The 23,092-nt window shown below is 36.6% G+C and carries 21 protein-coding genes; 6 read left to right on the forward strand and 15 right to left on the reverse strand.

Going from position 1 to position 23,092, the window contains the following annotated elements; all coding sequences use genetic code 11:
• Position 1: 1 nt before the first annotated feature.
• The 13 genes from galU to tviB all read right to left on the reverse strand — a co-directional run bounded on the left by galU (position 2) and on the right by tviB (position 13,853).
• Positions 2-880 (reverse strand): UTP--glucose-1-phosphate uridylyltransferase GalU, encoded by an 879-nt coding sequence (galU, locus tag AC1M9H_RS11815; RefSeq protein ID WP_481613460.1) that lies wholly within the window; start codon positions 878-880, stop codon positions 2-4.
• A gap of 51 nt (positions 881-931) precedes the next feature.
• Positions 932-2,806 carry a polysaccharide biosynthesis protein gene (locus AC1M9H_RS11820; protein WP_481613461.1) on the reverse strand — a complete coding sequence of 625 codons (1,875 nt, stop codon included), beginning with the start codon at positions 2,804-2,806 and terminating at the stop codon, positions 932-934.
• A gap of 94 nt (positions 2,807-2,900) precedes the next feature.
• The gene (locus tag AC1M9H_RS11825; protein WP_481613462.1) at positions 2,901-4,076 is read right to left on the reverse strand and encodes a DegT/DnrJ/EryC1/StrS family aminotransferase; all 1,176 of its coding nucleotides are present in this window, start codon (positions 4,074-4,076) and stop codon (positions 2,901-2,903) included.
• 17 nt (positions 4,077-4,093) lie between these two features.
• Complete coding sequence (locus AC1M9H_RS11830; protein WP_481613463.1) at positions 4,094-5,101, reverse strand: ATP-grasp domain-containing protein; 1,008 nt, start codon at positions 5,099-5,101, stop codon at positions 4,094-4,096.
• Between the two features lie 4 nt (positions 5,102-5,105).
• Complete coding sequence (locus AC1M9H_RS11835) at positions 5,106-5,639, reverse strand: GNAT family N-acetyltransferase (RefSeq protein ID WP_481613464.1); 534 nt, start codon at positions 5,637-5,639, stop codon at positions 5,106-5,108.
• Positions 5,617-6,243 carry a sugar transferase gene (locus AC1M9H_RS11840; protein ID WP_481613465.1) on the reverse strand — a complete coding sequence of 209 codons (627 nt, stop codon included), beginning with the start codon at positions 6,241-6,243 and terminating at the stop codon, positions 5,617-5,619. The genes AC1M9H_RS11835 and AC1M9H_RS11840 overlap by 23 nt, the downstream gene beginning before the upstream one ends.
• Before the next feature lies 1 nt (position 6,244).
• A complete protein-coding gene (locus AC1M9H_RS11845; RefSeq protein ID WP_481613466.1) occupies positions 6,245-7,396 on the reverse strand; it encodes a glycosyltransferase family 4 protein in 1,152 nt (383 codons plus the stop codon).
• A gap of 1 nt (position 7,397) precedes the next feature.
• Positions 7,398-8,621: an O-antigen polymerase gene (locus AC1M9H_RS11850; RefSeq protein WP_481613467.1), complete on the reverse strand. Its 1,224-nt coding sequence runs from the start codon at positions 8,619-8,621 to the stop codon at positions 7,398-7,400.
• 2 nt (positions 8,622-8,623) lie between these two features.
• On the reverse strand, positions 8,624-9,736 hold the full coding sequence (locus AC1M9H_RS11855) for a glycosyltransferase family 4 protein (protein WP_481613468.1): 1,113 nt from the start codon (positions 9,734-9,736) through the stop codon (positions 8,624-8,626).
• A 32-nt stretch (positions 9,737-9,768) separates the two neighbouring features.
• A complete protein-coding gene (locus AC1M9H_RS11860) occupies positions 9,769-10,278 on the reverse strand; it encodes an acyltransferase (RefSeq protein WP_481613469.1) in 510 nt (169 codons plus the stop codon).
• Positions 10,271-11,533, reverse strand: coding sequence for an oligosaccharide flippase family protein (locus AC1M9H_RS11865; protein ID WP_481613470.1), 1,263 nt, complete (start codon positions 11,531-11,533; stop codon positions 10,271-10,273). The genes AC1M9H_RS11860 and AC1M9H_RS11865 overlap by 8 nt, the downstream gene beginning before the upstream one ends.
• Entirely contained in the window at positions 11,517-12,551 is a 1,035-nt protein-coding gene (locus AC1M9H_RS11870; protein WP_481613471.1) for an NAD-dependent epimerase/dehydratase family protein, read from the reverse strand. Before AC1M9H_RS11870 ends, AC1M9H_RS11865 begins: the two co-directional genes overlap by 17 nt.
• Before the next feature lie 24 nt (positions 12,552-12,575).
• Entirely contained in the window at positions 12,576-13,853 is a 1,278-nt protein-coding gene (tviB, locus tag AC1M9H_RS11875) for a Vi polysaccharide biosynthesis UDP-N-acetylglucosamine C-6 dehydrogenase TviB (RefSeq protein ID WP_481613472.1), read from the reverse strand.
• Between the two features lie 270 nt (positions 13,854-14,123).
• Between tviB and AC1M9H_RS11880 the strand changes: the two genes are divergently transcribed.
• The 5 genes from AC1M9H_RS11880 (at position 14,124) to bamJ (AC1M9H_RS11900) (ending at position 19,492) form a co-directional block, all read left to right on the forward strand.
• A complete protein-coding gene (locus AC1M9H_RS11880; protein ID WP_481613473.1) occupies positions 14,124-15,227 on the forward strand; it encodes a polysaccharide biosynthesis/export family protein in 1,104 nt (367 codons plus the stop codon).
• Positions 15,227-15,655, forward strand: coding sequence for a low molecular weight protein-tyrosine-phosphatase (locus AC1M9H_RS11885; RefSeq protein ID WP_092767959.1), 429 nt, complete (start codon positions 15,227-15,229; stop codon positions 15,653-15,655). Before AC1M9H_RS11880 ends, AC1M9H_RS11885 begins: the two co-directional genes overlap by 1 nt.
• A gap of 17 nt (positions 15,656-15,672) precedes the next feature.
• Positions 15,673-17,865 (forward strand): polysaccharide biosynthesis tyrosine autokinase, encoded by a 2,193-nt coding sequence (locus AC1M9H_RS11890; RefSeq protein ID WP_481613474.1) that lies wholly within the window; start codon positions 15,673-15,675, stop codon positions 17,863-17,865.
• Positions 17,866-18,047: 182 nt separating this feature from the next.
• A complete protein-coding gene (gene bamJ / locus AC1M9H_RS11895; RefSeq protein WP_481613475.1) occupies positions 18,048-18,755 on the forward strand; it encodes a BamJ family beta-barrel-assembly machinery protein in 708 nt (235 codons plus the stop codon).
• A gap of 47 nt (positions 18,756-18,802) precedes the next feature.
• Entirely contained in the window at positions 18,803-19,492 is a 690-nt protein-coding gene (gene bamJ, locus AC1M9H_RS11900) for a BamJ family beta-barrel-assembly machinery protein (RefSeq protein ID WP_035267761.1), read from the forward strand.
• Between the two features lie 71 nt (positions 19,493-19,563).
• Here the strand turns inward: bamJ (AC1M9H_RS11900) and murJ are convergent, their stop codons facing one another.
• Together murJ and ampD are read right to left on the reverse strand one after the other, a co-directional pair.
• Complete coding sequence (gene murJ / locus AC1M9H_RS11905; protein WP_481613489.1) at positions 19,564-21,117, reverse strand: murein biosynthesis integral membrane protein MurJ; 1,554 nt, start codon at positions 21,115-21,117, stop codon at positions 19,564-19,566.
• A 68-nt stretch (positions 21,118-21,185) separates the two neighbouring features.
• Entirely contained in the window at positions 21,186-21,755 is a 570-nt protein-coding gene (gene ampD / locus AC1M9H_RS11910; protein ID WP_092767969.1) for a 1,6-anhydro-N-acetylmuramyl-L-alanine amidase AmpD, read from the reverse strand.
• 145 nt (positions 21,756-21,900) lie between these two features.
• Between ampD and nadC the strand changes: the two genes are divergently transcribed.
• Positions 21,901-22,746, forward strand: coding sequence for a carboxylating nicotinate-nucleotide diphosphorylase (nadC, locus tag AC1M9H_RS11915; protein ID WP_481613476.1), 846 nt, complete (start codon positions 21,901-21,903; stop codon positions 22,744-22,746).
• Positions 22,747-23,092: the final 346 nt, after the last annotated feature.

The raw sequence follows: 23,092 nt of genomic DNA on the forward strand, positions 1-23,092 counted from the left end.
TTTAAAGTTTTAAGTCTTTAATCATGACTTTGAAAGCTTCACCTAAACTTGGGTGATCCATACCGTAATGCAATACCGCTTTTAAATAACCCAACTTACTTCCACAATCAAAAGTTTGACCCTTCATACGATAGGCTTCTACCACGTCTGTTTGTTGAAGCATCGCGATCGCATCGGTGAGTTGGATTTCATTGCCCGCACCTTTTGGTGTTTGTTCAAGCAATTGCATGATTTTCGCAGGCAAAATATAACGTCCTACCACAGATAAGTTCGATGGTGCTGTACCCACTGCAGGTTTTTCTACAATCCCTTGCATTTGGATACTTTGTCCCTCAAGCGGTGACTCAGCAACATCCACAATTCCATATTGATCGACCATCTGGTCAGGGACAGCTTCAACCATAATTTGTGATGCTTTTGATTCGTTATAACGCTGAATCATCAAGCTCAAGTCATTGGTTTCAGCTGTATCTTTTACTAACACATCAGGGAGTAGCACTGCAAAATCATCATCACCTACTACATCTTTTGCACAGAGTACGGCATGTCCTAAACCTAAAGGTTGTGGCTGACGCACACTGATCACGCTCACATGCGCGGGCAAAATTTCGGTAATTTCTTTGAGTAAATCAAATTTCTTTTTTTGTTCTAAGGTCGTTTCCAGCTCAAAACTACGATCAAAATAATTTTCAATCGATCCTTTTGAAGCGTGAGTGACTAAAATAATTTGTTCAATGCCCGCAGCAATCGCTTCTTTGACCACATATTCAATCGCAGGACGATCAACCACAGTGACCATTTCTTTAGGGATCGACTTGCTAGCGGGTAAAAAACGTGTACCAAGACCGGCTACAGGCAAAATTGCTTTCTTAATTGACATAATACAACTCTTCAAAATTTTGATAATTGCAAATGTCAATTTGCAATTATTTTAGTTAACGCGAATTTCGGCACCGCGTTGATATCCATCTACATAGTATTCTAGTTGAGACAACACCCAATCAACATCCTCATGTGTTGCGGTTAAATCATAGAAACGGTCAAATATGGGTAAAATTTCATCCAACGGATACGATTTTTCAAATGATCTTAGAATCCGACTATGCTCGGTAATCTGTGTATCCTCTTGATCGATCAATAGTTCTTCATATAGTTTTTCACCCGGACGTAAACCAGAATACTGAATCGCAATATCACCTGTTTGTGATCCTTCTTCACGGACGGTTAATCCACTGAGTGAAATCATTTGTCGCGCCAAATCTTGGATACGGACTGGCTCCCCCATATCCAACAAGAATACGTCTCCACCCTCACCTAAAGCACCGGCTTGAATCACCAATTGAGAAGCTTCTGGAATGGTCATAAAGTATCGCGTAACATCAGGATGCGTCACTGTAATTGGACCACCCTTCGCAATCTGTTGCTTGAAAAGCGGAACAACTGAACCCGATGAACCGAGCACATTGCCAAAACGCACGATACTCACCTGAGTATGATCTTGAGCCTCTGCCATCGCTTGACAATACAGCTCTGCCATACGCTTAGTTGCCCCCATCACATTGGTTGGGCGAACCGCTTTATCCGTTGAAATTAGCACAAATGTTTCCACTTGATTTCGTACAGCAGCATTTAGACTAAAGGCCGTACCGACTGCATTATTTTTTACACCTGCAATCGGATTACATTCTACCAAAGGGACATGTTTGTAAGCTGCTGCATGATAAACAGTTTGTACTTGATATTGTGCGATGACACGCTCGAGCTTCTGCTGATCTAGAACCGTACCGAGAATCGGAATAATAGTTAACTCTGTTTTTTGGCGTAATTCTTTATCGATGCTATACAGTGCAAATTCTGTCAGTTCATATAACACCAACAGCTTAGGTTGGTTTTTGATAATTTGACGACACAGTTCAGACCCAATCGATCCACCCGCACCAGTAACCATCACAATTTTATTGGTGATATTTTTTGAAAGTAAATGGGCGATAGGAGGCACAGGATCACGACCGAGCAAGTCGATAATATCGACTTCTTGAATATCCGACAGTCGTATTTCACCATCAACCAATTTTGTTAAGCCTGGAATCTCAGTAATTTTTAAATGTGCGGGTTCTAAATTTTTAATAATTTCTGTTTTACGTTGACGCCCCACCGAAGGCAAAGCAATCAAAATTTCATTAACTTGATGCTTGTTCAGCACTTTTTGTGCATCCGCTGCATGATAGACTTTTAATCCACCAATATTCTTCGCGGCAAGTGTAATATCATCATCTAAAAATAGCACAGGTAAGTGTTCATCAGAATTGTTCAGCATAGCTGCGACTTGTTGCCCCGCAAAACCAGCTCCATAAATCGCAATTCTTTTACGCGGAATATCTGCATGTAATACATATTTGACTAGAGCTCTAATGATCCCTCGACTGAGCCAAATCCATGCAAACATCATAAACCCAAACATCAACGGAATTGAGGTCGGAATAAATGCATGAGTGAAGTAAGCGAGTGCATAAAGCGCCAATACCGTGAGTGTCGTCGCTAAACCTAACTGAAAAATGAAGGCTTCGTTAAAGGCTCTCACAATAAAACTGTAAATGCGCGCTAAACCGAGTGCACAAACTGCAATCAAAGATACCCAAAGAGAACCAAAAGACAGATTCGGCACAACTTCAGCACCCAAGTCAAATTGGCGAATGGCGTAACACAGCCAAATCAGAATTGGAAATACTAAAAAATCCAAACAGACTAGAAAAAGTTGTTTGGTCCCCCTTGGCGCTGATGCTAAATTTATAATCGTTGATTTCACAGTCTAGATCTTATCACTCTATATGATCGCTATTTAGGAGGGGTATTGAGAATATCCCTCCATTCCTTCAAATTTAGATATTACAATATCACTTTTATCCCGATATTTTTTTAATCACGTCTTTAATCGCATTTACTGTTTTGGCCATACTATCCTCACTCAAGGTTGGATGTACCAAGAACATTAAGCTCGTTTCACCTAGCTTCTTCGCATTTTCTAATCGAGTCTCAGGGCGCCACGGTGTATCATCAAATGCATGCTCCAAATACACCTCAGAACATGAACCACTAAAGCACGGCACACCCAGTGTATTGATCTCCTGCATAATTCGATCACGTGACCATCCTTCAGGTAGAACATCGAGATTGACTTGTACATAGCACTTATAGGCTGCATGTAGATAGTCTTCTGAGGGCTGATGCACAGTAAAGTAAGGACTGTTGGCAAAAGCACTATAAATTTTTTGCATATTTGCCGTACGTTTTGCAGTCCATTGTGGCATTTGCTTTAACTGTAGACGACCAATGACCGCTTGCATCTCCATCATACGCCAGTTGGTGCCAAATGAATCATGTAACCAACGGAAACCTGGTGGGTGTTGTTTGTTGTAAATACTATCGAAGTTTTTACCGTGGTCTTTATATGACCACATTTTTTTCCAAAGCGCTTCATCATTGGTCGTCACCATGCCACCTTCGCCACCTGTGGTCATGATTTTATCTTGGCAGAATGACCAAGCACCAATATGCCCGATTGAACCCGCAGATTTACCTTTGTACTTCGCACCATGCGCCTGTGCGCAGTCCTCAATCACGAAAAGACCTTTCTCCTGAGCTAATTGCATAATTGGATCCATATCACACATCCAACCTGCCAAGTGCACACAAATAATGGCTTTCGTATTTGGGGTGAGTACTGCTTCAATGGTGCGGCGTGAGATATTTTGTGAATCTAGCTCAACATCGGCAAAAATTGGATTTGCACCAGCTGTCACAATAGAGCTCGCAGATGCTAAGAACGTACGTGAAGTCACAATCACATCATCCCCTGCCCCGAGGCCTAATGCTTTTAAAGCAACATCGAGCGCGACGGTACCGTTTGCAAGTGCCACTGCATATTGAGTCTCAGCAAATTGTGCAAACTCTTTTTCAAACTCACGGCATTCTTGCCCCGTCCAATAATTGACTTTATTCGAGAGTAAGACTTGCGATACAGCATGTGCTTCTTGTTGACTAAAGCTTGGCCATGGTTCAAATGCTGTGTTTAACATTTCTAATTACCTTAAATTTAAATACGGATAAGACGATCGCATTTAGAAAATACGAGATTAGCTTCATATGAGCTAAAAGATTTATCCATTTTTTCACCATTTAACCAACTTAAATAAGCTTGGATGGTATTCATACCCGCTTCATGTGAGAATGGATAACCACCACCAAAGCGTGGATTTAATTCTAAAACATATAATTCATTGTTATGTTCGAAAACATCACAATCTAAATTACCTATATGTTTGAGGTGTTCTGCAATTCTTTGTCCAATTTCGGAAAACTTTGCATCAATAACAGAAATTGCTTTATCAGTTTCACCAGCACGCATAGATATTTTTTTGCGTACAACTGTAGTGAAATAGTTTCCTTCTAGATCATTCACAATATCCATACCATATTCTGGGCCATCTAATTTTTGCTGAATTAGAATAGCAGCATTGATATCTTCTTTACTTGCTTCAAATAAGATCGTCTTCTTTAACTTAATGTTTAACAGTTTATAAGCTATTTCAAACTCTTCGACACTTTCTGGAAACTCAATACCAATCGAAGCACTCCCCCAACGTGGCTTAAGAACTAAAGGAAATTTCAATTCCCCATTTCTAATCGCAACGAGTGCATCGCTATAACAGGTGTACGTTAATGGTGTTTTTAAGTTGATGGATTCTAAAAAATCTCGAGTTTTGACTTTATCAAAACAAATATCAATAACGGATGAATCAGATACAATGACTTCCGCACCAATATTAGAAAATTCTTCTTTGTGTTGAGCTAACAGCGGCAGCTCCAAATCATTCAAAGAAACAATCGCAGTAACTTGGTAATCTTTTACAATCTCATACAGCTTTGGAATATAGTCTTCACTATAAATAGATGGAACAACTAAACTAATATCAGCATCTGACATAGCGGGTGCTAGTTGGCTCATATCTGTTGCTAAAACTTTGCCTTTACCATTTAGTGCTTGTTTACAATAATTAATTAAATAATTTCGACGACCAGCACAAGTAAATAAAATATTCATCTTATTAAAACTCTAATAATATATCTTTTGAATAGTTTACACTATTTTTCCAATCATCTTTTAAAAGACCATATATACAACGATCAATATGCTCACCATCTTTAAATTTATGTTTTTTCAATACACCTTCTAAAGAAAAACCCAATTTCTCATATAGACCATTAGCTTTCTCATTAAAGTTATTGGTATAAAGATAAATTTTATGAATATTAAAATTCAAAAAAGCATGATTAATTGTGTATATTGTGGACTTTTCACCATAACCTTTAGATTGGTAGTCAGGAGATACCATTATATAAAATTCAGCTATTCCATCTACACTATTTATAGCTGTTATACCTGTCATAGCTACAATTTGATTATTTTCTGAAAAAACCAGATCAACTCTATCATTTTTATTGTAAATACGATTATACCAATCTTTAACTTCAGCAAATGAAATAGGAAATTTCATATTCATATGATTATATATTTTTGGATTATTTAACCATTGAAATCTAGCTTCTAAATGTTGTTCATTTATTTTTTGAACTTTCATTTTTCTCTCGCTTTTCATCTACTAATTTTTTCACTGGTTGTATACTAATATCTTTAGACAGCAAGACATTCTTAATCGTTTTAAATATAATTTTAATGTCTAGCCATAATGATAAATTTTCAACATAGTAGACATCTAATTTAAATTTAGTTTCCCAGTCAATTGCATTACGTCCATTCACCTGAGCCCATCCTGTGATACCTGGTCTTACCTTGTGTCTCTGTTTTTCAAAATCATCATATAAATCTAAATAAGAAACTAGTAGAGGGCGAGGACCTATTAACGACATATCACCTTTAATCACATTAATAAGTTGAGGTATTTCATCTAAAGATGTTCTACGGATGAAAGCACCTATTTTTGTTAGACGTTCTGCATCTGACAATAGATTACCTTGTCCATCTTTAGCATCATTCATTGTTTTAAACTTAATAATACTAAATATTTTTTCATCTTTGCCTGGTCTTTTTTGGAAAAAGAAGGGAGAACCTTTATTTGCAATAAAAAGTAAGATGAGCACTAATAAAAATATAGGAGTAAGCACAATAAAACCTATTGACGCTACCACTAAGTCTAAGAGCCTCTTACCAAATACTCTATACATCTTACTTAATATCCATAATAGCTAGCATATGTTCATTTACTTTATGAACATCATATCTCTCTTCTACTATTTTACGTGAAAAAGCACCCATATCTACTAAATCACTAGAAGATAGTTTTAAAATTTTTTCGATAGCTTCAACCAAGCTATCTACAGATTTAGCTTCTGCTAAATATCCATTACGCCCAACTTCAACTAACTGCCTACAGCCAGCAACATTAGTTGTTATGATAGGTCTACCAATAGACATAGCCTCTAAAATTGATCTTGAAGTACCTTCTCTATATGAAGGTAATATAAATATATGACTATTTGTAATCGCCGGTCTAACATCTGTAAGTTTACCCAAATACTCAATAATACCTTTACTAATCCATTCTTCTAATTCTTCTTTTTTTATTGCAGTTGGATTCGTATCTAACCCTCCACCCAATTGAAAAATAACTTTAGTGCTATATTTTTTCTTTAACTCTGTGGCTGCAGCGACATACTCACGTATACCTTTATCACCAATAATACGACCTAACATTAAAAACTTAATAGGTTGCTCAGGAGCATATTCTTCTAAAATAGTTAAATCATAATTGTAATGACTTAAATCTACTCCAGACCCATTCACAATATTAATCTTTTTATTATTTACTAAATTCATTTTTTCAAATAGTTCAGCATCATCTGAATTTTGAAAAATCACCTTATTGGAACAGAATAATGCCATTTTATATAAATTAAACACAACTTTCTGTAAACTTGTTAATTTATGATTAGGATTTTCTAAACTAATAAAAGCATATCCCAGACCTGTAATAAGTGAGTAGATATTTTTAACACCAGCAATTTTTGCAGCTATAGAACCATAAATTACAGGTTTAATTGTGTAGGATAAAACTGTATTAGGCTTCACCTTATTTATAATAAAGAACAATTGTACAAGAGTTTGTATATCATAAAAAGGATTAATACCTGTACGCTGCATAGATAGCTTATGTACATAAAACCCTAACTCATTTAATTTTTCTTTTTGCTCATAAAATGATTCCGTAAACGGAATAACAACATGCACTTCATGATCAAGACGGCCAATAATCTCTAAAAGTTTTGATCTAAAATTTAAAACTGAAGTAGGTGAGCTAGCTATTAATAAAAATCTCATATCATTTTTTCCGTTTCACCACTATAGCTTTTAATATTTCAACAAAAAAATAAACAAGGATAAGTGGATATATTACATTCCTAATATATGCCAAAATGGTAGCGAGCGAGTTTCTTTGCAACCAAAAAGCTAAAATTGCACCAATAAATAAGATAATAACAGAAAGGACTACATTAGAACGGCAATAAACCCTCCATAAATAATTTAAAACAAAAGGAACACTACCTGCTAATACAATTACGCCTATAAGCCCAAATGCTGAATAAACTTCTGCCCAAGGGTTATATGCCATTCCATAATGAATACCTGGAAACAGTACAGGTTGAAACATATCATTAAAATATGAAGATGAATAATCAAAAAAACTAAGAGGAATGGGAAGTATTGCTAAAAATGAATAAAAGTACATCCACTTATCAGTTTTAAAATCATTATCTAAGACAGCATTTAGCAAACTACTACGCCCAATAAACTCACTACCAGTTAGAAGAAATTTGATTTCAAAATTATTAAACCAATTCGAAAAGCCATTTATAACTCCACTATTTAAAATAGAGCCATATAAAGTTTTACTTAATACCACTAAAATTAAAGAAACAATACCCCAGAAAATATAAGTATACTTTTCAACCAGCCTAAGCGGCTTATATTGCATAAGAATAATAAATGAGCACATAACAGCTAAAGCAATAGATCTACGCGTACCAAAAGTAAAAAGCACTACCAATAGAAACGAATATAAAATTATATATTTTTTATTTTTAACTTTAAGTGCTAATAAAAAACCAACAACAGGGAAAGTACTATAAATAATGGAGTAAAAAATATTTGAATTTTCCAATAACTCAACTTTAGATGATGAAATTAAAATCGAAGGTAAATGTAATAAAAAACCTAAAATAGAAACTAGGAGTAGTATATTTAAATAAAGCTTTTCATCTATTTTTGATATTTCATAATTATATTTTGGATAGTTATTATTTTTAATTAAAAACAAGCAAGTCACATAATAAACACATCCCATGGCAATGTATATGTCTGGATTAGCTGCAACAAATTCTAATGTATACACATCTATCACCACACCAAAAAATAAAGGTGAAGTGTATAAAAACAGTACAATTACATAAATAGATAGAAAATCGAAAAATCTTTTCTGAAAACTAATTAAGCCTATACAGAAAATAGCTCCCACTACAAAAAAAACGTACTGAATGCTTAACATAATTATTCATAGACCTGTTCAAATTTGTCTAATACTTGTTTCATACCAAAATTATTAATTTTCTGCTTATGTATTAGAACTTTTTCCTTAATCTCCTCAGGTGTTTTTTGTAGAGTGCTCTGTATTTTTTCTGCAATTGCAAGGCTATTATATTTTTTTACTATATCTTGTTGTTCAAGTAAAAATTCAACATCCCCTACATTTGTTGCTACACAAAGTATACCTAGTGCCATAGCCTCTCCAAGAACATTAGGAAACCCTTCTGTTTTTGAATGTAAACAAAATAAATCCATTGCTTTTAAACAAGCTGGTATATCAGCTCTTTGCCCTAATAACCTAAAATTGTCAGCTATGTTATTTTCATTCAGCCAAGCCATAAGTTCATTATTTTCTGAAGTATTGCCTCTACCCACCAACATAAAAATTAAATTTGGATATAAACTTACTAAATGCTTAGCTGTTTCTATAAATATTTTTTGGTTTTTAACAACATTAAAACGACCGACTGAACCTATTACAATAGCTTCTTTAGGAATATTAAATTCTTGGCGAACTCTCTCCCGATCTTCTTCTGTAGCGACCAATTTATCCAACTCAAACCCATTTGGAATTACATGCATTTTACTTGCATCATAACCAACTTTAATATGAACATCTTTAGAAACATGTGCAGCACAGACGATATCAGTGGGTACGCTGTATGAAAGCTTTGCACAAATACTACGCAATATAATCGTTAGTTTTAATCCCCCCTGGCTCACATCAGTCGTACGTATGCCCCATACTATTTTTTTTATTCCCAAACTTTTTGCTGCAATTCCACCAATAAAATCTGCATGATACATCCAAGTTTGAACGATATCAGGTTTTATCTCTTTCAGTAATTTTCTTAAAGAAAAATATATTGAAAAAAGAGATAATACAGATGACATATTTAACGTATATACACAAATGCCTGCTTCTCTTAAATTTTTGCCTATTAAACCCAAATCCGTTAAGGAAATTACCTCGTGATAAAATTCCCCCTTCTGTTGGCTATGTAAAACTAGTCTTTTTAGCATTAGTTCAGCGCCCCCAACATTTAATCCAATAATTACATGTACAACTTTTTTCACTTACTTTTCACTTCAAATTCAAGCTAACAAGATCAAATTATATTTTTTTTAATATAATTCATTTTATCCTCAGCACTCATTCCTTTCGTCGGAACTAACTTGCTTTGGATTTTTTGTTTATATTCATCTAAGCTACAGATATATCTAGCAGGAACACCTGCATATACTGAATTACTTTTTAAAAAACCCTTTACAACTGTATTAGCTCCAACAATTACATTATCTCCAATAATGCTTCCAGGAAGTATTGTACAACCATAACCTATAAAAACATTATTACCTATTTTAATTCTGCCAAATAGATCAGCAGTTTTATGCTCAGGATATGAGTTTCTTAAAACGTTCACTGAACCATCATGTGTTATAAATTGGATATTACTGGATGTATAGAAATCATCACCTATGGTTATCAAATATGGCTCACTTCCTAATTTTTTTGTTCCAATTTTGCAGTTTTTACCCATTACCACACCAGATAACTTTGCAAACTTATGATTTGACAAAAAATAATAAGCAATTCTTAAATATATTTTTCTAAACATTATATTTACCTGCTTGAAAATAAAACTTAAATTGTAAAAACAACTGAAAAGCTTGTACTAGAAGGAAAGAAAAAACTGCTCCATATATGCCAATATATTTAACAAATGGGTAGATAATTATTAGGTTTAAACACATTGCCATAAAAGTGATTCGAAACAAATAGTTCGATTTATTTTGAACTATGAGCAATTTAGATAACATACCACCTAAAGCAAGTGGCAACGCAATTGAAAACAAAACTAAAATATTTTCTGCGATTAAATCATTAGTGTTTGTCACCAAAAATAATATTTTCCCCTTAAAGACATTAATAAATAATGCGGCAGAAATTAAAATTAAAAAATACACTAAAATAATTTTATTAGCGGTTTTAAAAAAGCCATTTTTATCACTACTATATAATCTATTTAGGTAAGGATAAACTGCTTGTGTAAATGGCTCTAATGCAGAGCGTACAGCCATATATATTTTCTCACATATTGCATAAATTCCTGAGAACTTCACCCCAAGCACTCCCCCTATAATGAGAATATTTAAAGACGAATACATATAAACAGAAATATTAGACAAAAAAACATGATATCCATTTTTAATAGAAGCAAATACCATTTTTGTTTCAGGAATTGATATTTTTAATTTATTATTCTTAACCAATGTTAAAAATGATAGCGTGCCAAAAACTAAAGCTAAAATCATTTCAAAAAAAACGATTGTTTTAAATTTCTCAACAACATCTAACAAAGAAACACTAAATACCACCAATAACAATAAAAACCTTTGAGAAATTTTAAATAGTGCTAATTCTTTTGCTTTTTGCATTCCATAGTAAAACCAATTTGAATATAAAACCTCATCTCCAAAGACAGCAATAAAAAGAAATATAAATAACCAATATTCAACTTTAAAATCAAAAACTGTCGTTAATAAAATTCCTGATAATAATAGTAAACTTAATATAAAAAATATCAAAACCTTAACGTATTGAATACTATTAAAGTATTCTATAACTTTCTTACGGTCTTCTCTTGCAAGTGCTAAATCTTTAGATCCTGTTAGGTCAAATCCAAAAGATATAAATATTCTTGCAATTGCTACAATTGAACCAGCAATTACATATGCCCCATAATTTTCTATGCCCAATACTCTTACCATTAAAGGTAAGAGCATAAGAGGGAAAATATAATCAAATATTCTAATTAAGCCAAAAGATAAAAAATTATTTTTTATCAATTGAAATTCATTTTTCTTGTTCAAAGAGAACCTCAACATACCAAGACATTGTTCTTTGAATACCCTGTGAAATGACAAACTTAGGATTATATCCAAGATGGTTTTTAATCTTTTCAATACTTGCTTGAGAATGACGTACATCACCTGCTCTAAAGTCACGATATACAGGTTGTTTTGAATACGTCACACCATTTGCATTTAATGATGCTTTAATGGCATTAAATAAATCATTTAACGTAGTGCGGTCACCTACAGCTACATTATAGACTTGGTTTTTAGCTTCATCTTGCGCTGTTGCCGCTAAAATATTGGCTTGTACCGTATTATCAATAAAACAGAAATCACGGCTGGTTTCACCATCGCCATTAATAAATACATCATCACCCGCAATCATAGCTGCTGTCCATTTTGGAATCACGGCAGCATAGGCACCATTTGGATCTTGGCGCTGACCAAATACATTAAAATAACGTAAACCAATGGCCTTAAAACCGTAACTACGGGCAAATACATCGGCATACAATTCATTTACATACTTGGTCACTGCATATGGCGATAAAGGATTACCAATATTTTCTTCTACTTTAGGTAAAGCAGGATGATCACCATAAGTTGAACTACTGGCTGCATAAGTAAAACTTGAAACTTGTGCATCACGTGCTGCGGTCAGCATATTTAAAAAACCACTAATATTGGTGGCATTGGTGGTGATTGGATCGGCAATTGAACGCGGTACAGAACCAAGGGCTGCTTGGTGTAACACATAGTCCACACCTTGGCAGGCTTTTTGACAGTCTGCAAACTCACGAATATCACCTTGTATAAAGCTAAACTTCTTCCATTGCTCAGCAGTCACCAAGCTTTGTACTTCGTCTAAATTATGTTGGTGCCCTGTTGCAAAGTTATCCAAACCCACAACAGTTTGATTGAGTTTCAATAAGGTTTCCAAAAGATTAGAGCCAATAAAACCAGCAACCCCTGTCACTAACCAAGTTTTAGGATTTTGTTGTAATTGCTCACATACAATTTCATATCGGCTCATTCTTTATATTCCTTACTTAAAAAATTATAAACGGATGTCAGACTCAGACTGGTCAAGTACATATTTTAAGTCATATAAAATATGTTCAGCTTTACCTAATGCACGAATTTGTGCAGCACCCATCGCCTTAAACTGCTCATGTGCAACTGCTAAAATCACAGCATCATATTGACCCTGTTGTAACTGCTGTACTGGAGTGATGCTATATTCGTGCTCTGCTTCAGTTACATCTACCCAAGGATCATAGACATCGGCTTGAATATGGTATTCTTGCAATTCATGCACAATATCAATAATTTTAGTATTACGAATATCTGGACAGTTTTCTTTAAAACTCAAACCAAGCACTAAAACTTTAGCACCTTCGACTTGAATTTTTTTCTTAATCATACCTTTAACTAGCTGAGTGACGACATAAGCACCCATACCGTCGTTTAAACGACGACCCGCCAAAATAATTTCTGGGTGGTAACCAATGGCTTGGGCTTTATGAGTAAGGTAGTACGGGTCTACACCAATACAGTGACCACCCACTAAACCAGGACGGAATGGTAAGAAATTCCACTTCGTACCTGCAGCTTTTAACACCGCTTCGGTATCAATTCCCATCTTATTAAAGATCACTGCCAGTTCATTAATTAAAGCAATGTTTACATCACGCTGGGTGTTTTCAATCACTTTGGCCGCTTCTGCAACCTTGATACTTTCGGCTTTATGCGTACCTGCTTCAATAATTAAGTTGTAAACTTGATCTACAAAGTCAGCTACGTCAGGGGTAGAACCTGAGGTGATTTTTAAAATATTGGTTACACGGTGCAGTTTATCCCCTGGGTTAATACGTTCAGGGCTATATCCCGCAAAGAAGTCTTGATTAAATTTCAGACCAGAGACTTTTTCTAAGACAGGAATACAACTTTCTTCAGTTGCACCAGGATAAACCGTTGATTCATAAACGACAACATCACCTTTTTTCAGTACTTGACCAATACTCTGTGATGCTTTTACCAGTGGGCTTAAATCAGGTTGCTTAAACTCATCAATCGGTGTTGGTACCGTGACAATAAAAAAATTACATTGTTTTAGGTCTTCTAAGTTTGCGGTATAACTTAAATGAGTAGATTGTGCTAATTCTTCTGATGATACTTCTAGAGTATGGTCTTGACCACTTTTAAGTTCATCGATACGTTTTTGATGAATATCAAAACCGACTACAGGTACTTTTTTCCCAAATTCAACTGCAAGTGGTAAGCCCACATAACCTAAACCAATCACTGCTATTTTTAAATTCGATACATTCAGCATCCGTTATACCTTATAGTATTTAATATCAATTTAACGGCGCCTAATATAACAGATCCCCAATTAAATATTGATGTAAAATAAGCATAATTGAAAAAATTCATTACATAATTCCATGATCTTTATCACAATCAAGCAACAAAAAAAGGTTTTATATTCATATTGACGCTAGGCGTTATAGGTTTATTCCTATAATATAGCTCAACAAATATCAGCTTAGATTTTTGAATCTATTTTAAATATTCTACTAATTAAAAAATGATAGGAATTCGAGTGAGTTACTACCGCTATAGTTTATTATTAGCACTCAGCTTAAGTTTTACAGGTTGCGCTGTAACTTCAGGTCTTCAAACCTATGACTTACCTGAAGAAGGTGTTTTTCAGACGGATTTGGGGACTCAAGTCAATGTCATCAAACTCACTCAAGAGTCCCTTTTTGCTGTTCAACCTGCACAAGTCAATGTTCACCAAGATTTGGGACATTTGTTTGTACAAAATCAAAAACAATATCTACTCAGTGCTGGTGACGTATTATCCATTTATCTATGGGCATATCCAGAAATTACACCACCCACCAACACCATTAGTAATGAAGAAGCCATTAAATCCAACGGCTATCAAATCGATTCTCGTGGCTATATTCAATTTCCGATCATTGGACGTTACAAGGCGGCTGGCAAAAGTTTAGATCAAGTCAATCAAGAACTTCGACAATTACTTGCCCGCTATTTAAAAACCCCAGATGTCATCGCCCGCGTTTTGTCTTACCAAGGTCAACGCTATTCAGTACAAGGCAATGTCATGAAAGGTGGTCAATATTCACTGAATGACCAACCCACCAGTATCTATACTGCGCTTGGTTTAGCCGGTGGTGTCAATACACAATTTGGTGCAAATACATCGATTAGCCTCGTTCGCAATGGTCAAACTTATAATTTAAATTCGATTGAGCTGGAGAAAGCAGGGTTTTCACTACACAATCTTTTGGTTCAAGCCAACGATACGATTTACGTCAACTCGCGCGAAAATCAAAAAATCTATGTCATGGGTGAGTCAGGTAAAAACCAGTCCCTGCCGATGCGTGATCAGGGCATGACTTTAAGTGATGTGATTGGGGAAAGTTTAGGCCTGAATCCATTGTCTGCAAGCAGTAGTAAGATTTACGTCGTCAGAAGTCAAGCAGACTCTCCGATGACTGAAATCTTCCATATGGATCTATCTAGCATTGCCAATTTTGGCCTCGCCAATCAGTTTAAAATGCAAAGTAATGATATCGTCTATGTTGATGCAACCGGTCTAACGCGCTGGCAACGTGTGGTTAACCAGGTGATTCCTTTCTCCAATGCTTTATATAATTTAGATCGTTTGGGGAATTGATGAATTTTAAAAATATCTTAGTTGTCTGTATTGGAAATATCTGTCGAAGTCCCATGGCAGAATATTTCCTAAAAGATGCATACCCTGATCGAAAAATTCATTCTGCTGGTATTTCTGGTCTAGTTGGCCATCCTGCAGATGATAAAGCATTACAATGTATGCAAAATTTCGGTATAAATATGCAAGATCATGTGGCGCGCAAACTGAATGCTGAATTGGTCAAAAATGCGGATTTGATTCTTGTCATGAGCCAGAATCAACAGAAGCATATCGAACAAACATGGCCCTACGCAAAAGGAAAAACTTTTCGCTTGGGTCACTGGCGCGAAAAAAATATTGCGGATCCTTACCAACACGATCAAGCATTCTTTAATGACACCTGTCAGTTGATTCAGGATTGTATCGCTGATTGGAAAAAACACCTTTAATATTTTGAATAAAGATTATGAGTCAAACCGCGAATACCGAAGATACAATTGATTTAAAAGAATTATTTTTTTCATTAATCTCACAATGGAAATTGATTGCCCTGTGTGTAATTCTGAGTTTGGTCTGTGCCCTACTCTACTTGCGTACAACGCCGGATACCTACGCTGTCGATGCTTTAGTCCAAGTTGAAGAAAATAAAGGGACTTCAACTGCGCTTTTGGGTGATCTTTCAAGCATGATTGAGCAGAAACAGCCAGCTCAAGCAGAAATTGAAATCTTGAAATCTCGATTAGTCCTCGGTTCAGTGATTGAGAGTTTAAATTTAGATCTTAGAGTGTCTGGTACGCAAAACTCTTTCTTTGATCGTTTATTTTCACCACATGACTATTCGACCAGTTATTCACGTCAATCTGTGATTTTTAACGATGACGAAAAATCTTTTGCTATTCCCCATTTCCATGTTCCTCAAAAATTTCGTGACCGTGCATTAGAACTTAATTTTACTGAGAAACAATTTACCCTTACGGATATAAAAACCGAAGAAGTGGTCCTGAAAGGTTCAATAAACCAACTCAATCAAATCTCTACGCGTGATGGCGTATGGAAAGTTGAGATTCGCACACAAGATCAATTAAATGACCGCTATATCATAACTAAACAGTCTTTGCCTGCTGCAATGAAATCACTTTTGGCCAACTATTCTGTGGCTGAAAAAGGGAAAATGACTGGTGTTTTAGGATTAAACTATCAAGGTCAAGATAAAGAGCATATTACAAAAGTCCTGAATACGATTTTAAATGCGTATAGTCAGCAAAATGTAGAACGTCGCTCTGCCGAAACTGCGCAAACGTTGAAATTCTTGGATGAACAACTCCCAGAACTAAAACAACAACTTGATGTCGCCGAACGTGAATTTAACAAATTCCGTCAAGGCTTTAATACGGTTGATGTAACCAAAGAATCTGAATTGTATTTAACGCAAAGTGTTGCCTTAGAAACACAAAAAGCAGAACTTGAGCAAAAAGTCGCTGAAGCGGGTGCGAAATACACCAATGAACATCCAATCATGCAACAAATGAACGCTCAACTTGGTGCGATCAATAAAAAAATTAATGAATTGGATGGCACATTAAAACAACTCCCTGACTTGCAACGTCGCTATCTACAGTTATTCCGCGAAGTTGAAGTCAAACAACAGTTATATACAGCTTTGCTCAATTCGTACCAACAACTTCGTATTGCGAAAGCAGGGGAAATTGGCAATGTTCGTATTGTTGATACTGCTGTAGAGCCGATTGAACCGATTAAACCTAAAAAATTACAGATCCTAATTTTGTCGATCTTCCTTGGTGGTTTCCTCGGGACACTTCTGGCGCTGTTACGTAATATGATGCGCTCAGGCATTAAAGACTCAAGTCAAATTGAAAATGAATTGGATCTGCCAGTGTATGCAACAGTACCGCGTTCGTCAGTACAAGAAAGCCGAATTAAGATGCTGAAAAAGCATAAGAAAATCCCAATTCTGGCGATTAAGAATAGCGATGATATTGCGATTGAAAGTTTACGCAGTATGCGCACGGCGATTCATTTTGCGCTGAGTTCAGCTCGAAATAATGTGATTATGATTTCTGGTCCTGCACCTGAAGTGGGTAAATCATTTATTTCAACCAATTTAGCAACAATATTGGCGCAAGCCGACAAACGTGTTTTGATTATTGATGCTGACTTACGTCGTGGTTATCTACACAAATATTTCAATATTGAAACACAGCCAGGTTTGACTGATTACATGACAGATCAGCACTCTCTACAAAATATTATTCGAGACACTGAAGTCGCTGGTTTAAGTGTGATCACCCGTGGTAAGAGTCCGAGCAATCCATCTGAGATGTTGAGTTCTGAAAAATTCAAACAGTTGCTTGAACAGCTTGCAACACAGTTTGATCATGTGATCATTGATACGCCACCTGTACTTGCAGTGACTGACGGTATTATCATTTCGCAATATGCAGGTGTAAATCTGGTCATTGCTCGCTATGCGAAGACACAAATGAAAGAACTCGAAATCACAGTCAATCGTTTTGAACAAGCCGGTGTTAAAGTGAATGGCTTTATTCTAAATGACATTCAACGTAGTGCTGGCGGTTATGGTTACGGATATGGCTATAACTATGCTTATGCGTATAAAGCTTCGAAAGACAATGATTAATTATTGTCGAATAAAAGCCTGATCTATTCAGGCTTTTTTTATGCCTTTCACGCACTGTATATTTGTGAAATTTTGTTGATTTCATTGAAATTCTATATCGCTGAAAGTGAATTGACGCTATGCTGTTTCGGTTCCGCGATTTTAGAATGTCGCACATATAATTGAAAAAAATTGGAAATCTCATGAGTAAAGCTTTACCCATCGCTGTTGCTGTCGTTTTAGGCGGTGCTGCGCTCGTCCCTGTTTATTATGCAAGTCAATATCCAACATCTGCGACAGTTTCTAGCATGACTGCTGATGCAAAACCGATTGATAAAATCAGTTATGCACTGGGTTATGAAGTTGCCAGCCAAACTCCTCCTGAAGTTGCCATTGATCCGTTTATTGTCGGTGTCCGTGAAGCGCATGCTAAAAAAGAACGTGCCTATACCGATGAAGAACTACAAACTGCTTATGTGGCTTTACAAAAAGAATTAGAAGAAAAGAAAGTCGAAGACTCTAAAGCTGCCAATGCACAAAGCAATAGCTTCCTTGCTGAAAATGCAAAAAAACCGAATGTTAAAACAACTACTTCTGGTTTGCAGTATCTCGTCAGCAAAGAAGGTACAGGAAAACAACCTGCTGCAAACTCTGTGGTTAAAGTGCATTACACCGGTAAATTACTTGATGGCAAAGTCTTTGATAGCTCGGTTGAACGTGGTGAACCGATTGAATTTCCGTTGAATCAGGTCATCCCTGGTTGGACCGAAGGCCTACAATTGATGAAGGAAGGCGGTAAAGCAACCTTATATATTCCATCAAATCTGGCTTATGGTGAACAGGGTGTTCCTGGTACTATTCCACCAAACAGCACGCTCATTTTTGATGTTGAATTAATCGAAGTCAAATAAGTTAATCAAAAGGAGAGCCCTCAGCTCTCCTTTTTTGGATTTGAATGATGAAAAAAATCTCTATATTAAGTAGTCTGCTGATCCTCAGCTCTGCCTCATTTGCGGCAAACATAAGCAATAAAAGTACTGAGAAAGATCAGCTCGGATATAGCTATGGCTATGTGATGGGACGCACTAATGCGGATACATTGAAAGATATTAACTTGGATGCCTTTATTGAAGGATTGAAACAAGGCTCAACAGGTCAAAAATCGAGTTTAACCGATCAAGAAATGGCGCAGGCTTTAACCAAATACAAAAAGCAGAGTGAATCCAAACAGCTGATCGAATTTCAAAAATTGGCTGCAGAAAATTTAAAATCTGGGCAGCAGTTTTTACAAGAGAATGCCAAGAAAGCAGGTATCGTCACACGACCAACAGGTCTGCAATATCAAGTGATTCAGCAAGGTCAAGGCAAAACGCCTAAAGCGACGTCAAAAGTGAAAGTTCATTATGAAGGGCGTTTGATCGATGGGACGGTATTCGATAGTTCGATCGCGCGTAATCAAGCGGTTGAATTCCAAGTGAGTCAAGTCATTCCGGGTTGGACTGAAGGCTTACAACTCATGAAGGAAGGTGCTAAATACCGCTTCTTTATTCCTGCTGATTTGGCCTATGGTGAGATCGGTTCGGGCGATGCGATTGAGCCGAACAGCACCTTAATCTTTGATGTCGAACTTTTAAAAGTTTTGCCTTAAGGTTCACATAATTTATAAAAAACATCGCGGAAGCGATGTTTTTTTGTATTATTTAGGGTCTGTTTAAAGCACTAGCCATGTTTTAATTGTCTTGGTCTAAAGCCAGTCGCAAATAAACCCAATACATAGGCAACCACACCTAATACACAAAGAGCAAGCACTTCAAATACACGAATCCAGGGCGCTACATCTGGGTTATACCAGCTTAGGCCATACCATAGGGCTGCGATCATCACGGCGTTGCCCACCATAAATTGGAAAAATAACTTTTTCCAATGCGGACCAAATCGGAATATTTCACGTTTGTGTAAATAGAAATATAGCATCCCGGCATTGACTAAAGCAGAACCTGTAGATGACAACGCCAATGCCATATGGAGTTCTTCCCAGCCCATCCATTTGAAGATACCAATAAAAACTACATTGAGGATGGCATTGGCTGCAACTGCCATTAGGCCAACACGTACTGGGGTTTTGGTATCTTGAATCGCATAAAATCCAGGAGCAAAGACTTTAATCAACATAAATGCCAAGACACCACCACTCATACATTGTAATGCCAAAGCGGTCATTTCTGTCGCTCGTGCATCAAAAGCACCGTGTTGGAACAGCGCTTGAATAATGGGTGTAGACAACATAAATAAAGCGATACTGGCTGGGATACCAGCAAATACGATGACACGTGCAGCCCAATCTAACATGGCCTTGAATTTAGTTTGATCCTGTTCAGCTTTACGCGCAGAGAGTGCAGGCAGAATCACCGTTCCGATGGCTACACCAATTAAGCCTAAAGGCAATTCGGTCATCCGTTCTGCTGTATAAAGCCATGACACAGAACCATTTTGCATAAAAGACGCCCAAATGGTATTGAGCAGCAAATTAATTTGTGTGACTGAAACCCCAAACAGTGCAGGCAACATTAATTTTAAAATGCGCTCGACACCTTCGTGCTTAAAATCAACTTTGGGTGGGATCAGGAGTTTTTTGCGCCACAGTTCCGGAATTTGTAGGGCTAATTGCAAAATGCCAGCAAACACCACTGCCCAACCCAATGCCATAATGGGTGTTTCCATATGTGGAGACAGCCACAAAGCCCCTGCAATCATTGCAATATTCAACAATACTGGCGCAAATGCGGGTGTGGTAAATGAGCCATAGCTGTTTAAGATACTGCTGGCAAATGCCGTCAGCGACATAAACATCAGGTAGGGAATGGTGAGACGGAATAAGTCGACTGATAAATCAAATTTGGCTGCATCGGCATGAAATCCTGGCGCATAAACATACAATATCGCAGGTGCAACAATCATACACAGCAAAGTTAATGCAGTCATCACGGTAAGCAAACATCCAAATACCCGACTAATTAGGATCTGAACTTCAGCATGGAGTTTGGTGGTTTTATATTCTGTGAGAACAGGAATAAATGCTTGGGAAAATGCACCTTCGGCAAAAAGACGCCTAAAAAAGTTGGGAATACGAAACGCTACGACAAAAGTATCGAAGTCTTTACTTGCCCCGAACACATTTAACAGCACCATGTCTCGAATAAGCCCCATGACACGAGACAACATGGTCATTGCACTCACAATAAAGGTGGATCGCCAAAGCGCCATCATATTCACCACTTAAAAAGATTGACGATATTGTAATAAAACTTCGCTTTTAAATTGTTATTTCATTCGATAAAGCATCATATTTTTCGTTGTTTTAATTGATCTCTAAAATAAGACCATTGAAAATGCGGTCCTGGATCGGTCTTTCGTCCAGGTGCAATATCTGAATGCCCTGCGATATGACTTTTAATTTTAGGATAAGCGTGTTGAAGTGTTGCCACGACCTCAACTAAAGCTTGATATTGTTGTTCCGTAAAATCTTGATCATCACTACCCTCGAGTTCAATGCCAATAGAATAATCATTGCATTCTGGATTTGCCATGTACGTAGAGCGTCCCGCATGCCAAGCACGGTCTTTAAAATTAACAAACTGTAAAATTTCGCCTGACCTTAAAATCAATAAATGTGCTGAGACCTGCATCCCTTCAATGGTTTTAAAATAAGGGTGTGCATTCCAATCTAATTTATTTTGGAAAAACTGCTCAATATAGCCTCCTCCAAACTGTGAGGGCGGTAAGCTAATATTGTGGATGACCACCAGTTGAATGTCAGTATGGTCTGGTCTTTGATTAAAATTTGGTGAAGCAATAAATCTTGCACCTTGTAATACACCATCTACCACTTGAAGCTTGGGTACATTCGACATGTGTGATCTCAATCCGTGTTTGCAACTTATGACAATTCATCCACGCTCATCTTTGGAAAAGACTTGGACGAAAAAAACAGCACCATTACTTGAGGTGCAATGGTAATATATTGCTCATTTTTCTGGTGCCTACAATAGGGATTTTATGAGCATACCGCAATCTTTGCTTGAACAATCAATTCAAATCAATATCCAACAAGCATTGCAAGAAGATATTGGTGAGCGTGATATCACCGCATTGCTGACACCTGAAGATGAACAAGCAACAGCAACCATTATCAGTCGCGAAACGATGATTCTTGCAGGGCAACCGTGGGTGAATGCTTTAATTAAAGCCTATGATCCAAGCGTTGATGTGATTTGGTTAAAGCAAGATGGCGATCAAGTTCAAGCCAATGAGGCATTTTTAAAACTTGCCGGCTCAGCACGCAGTCTGTTAACCGTTGAACGCCCAGCACTTAATTTTATACAAACCCTTTCTGCTGTTGCTACAAAAACGGCTGAATATGTGAAACATTTAGAAGGTTTAAATACCAAACTACTGGATACACGTAAAACATTACCTGGCTTACGTATTGCGCAAAAATATGCGGTGGGTGTAGGTGGTGGTCAAAACCATCGTTTAGGTTTATTCGATGCTTTCTTAATTAAAGAAAACCATATTATGGCTGCAGGAGGCATTCAGCAAGCAATCGACAAAGCACATGCCATTGCACCAGGTAAACCTGTAGAAGTCGAAGTTGAAACTTGGGATGAGTTAAACCAAGCTTTAGATGCTGGTGCCGATATCGTCATGTTGGACAATTTCAGCCAACAACAAATGATTGATGCAGTCAAGCATGTGGCTGGTCGTTGTAAATTAGAAGCATCAGGTAATATTACCATCGACAACTTACGTGAAGTTGCTACTTCAGGCGTCGACTTTATTTCAATGGGTGTACTCACCAAAGATGTCAAAGCCATCGATTTATCTATGCGCTTTAACGCTTAATTGATTCATTCCTATCTCTCAATAAAAAAAGGGGCTTTGCTCCTTTTTTTATTTGCTTAAAACTGTGATGCTACATTAACTTTATCGCAATAATACAAAAAAATTTGAATTTATATGGTCCTAGTTGATACCTTCCACGCTTTAAGATTATTTTTTAATCAAAATCATGCTAAATCCATAGAATGCAAAGTAAATCATTAAATTTCAACTATTTATTCGCCTTAATTTTACAATTATTCAATTTTCTGTCATGGAATGCTGCCTAATTTTCATTCATAGTGAAGCCAATAAATACAATTAAACCATGAGTTCGCATTGTCTAAATAATAGGAGGGTGTCAACGCAT

Source organism: Acinetobacter sp. ANC_7512, from assembly GCF_056779935.1.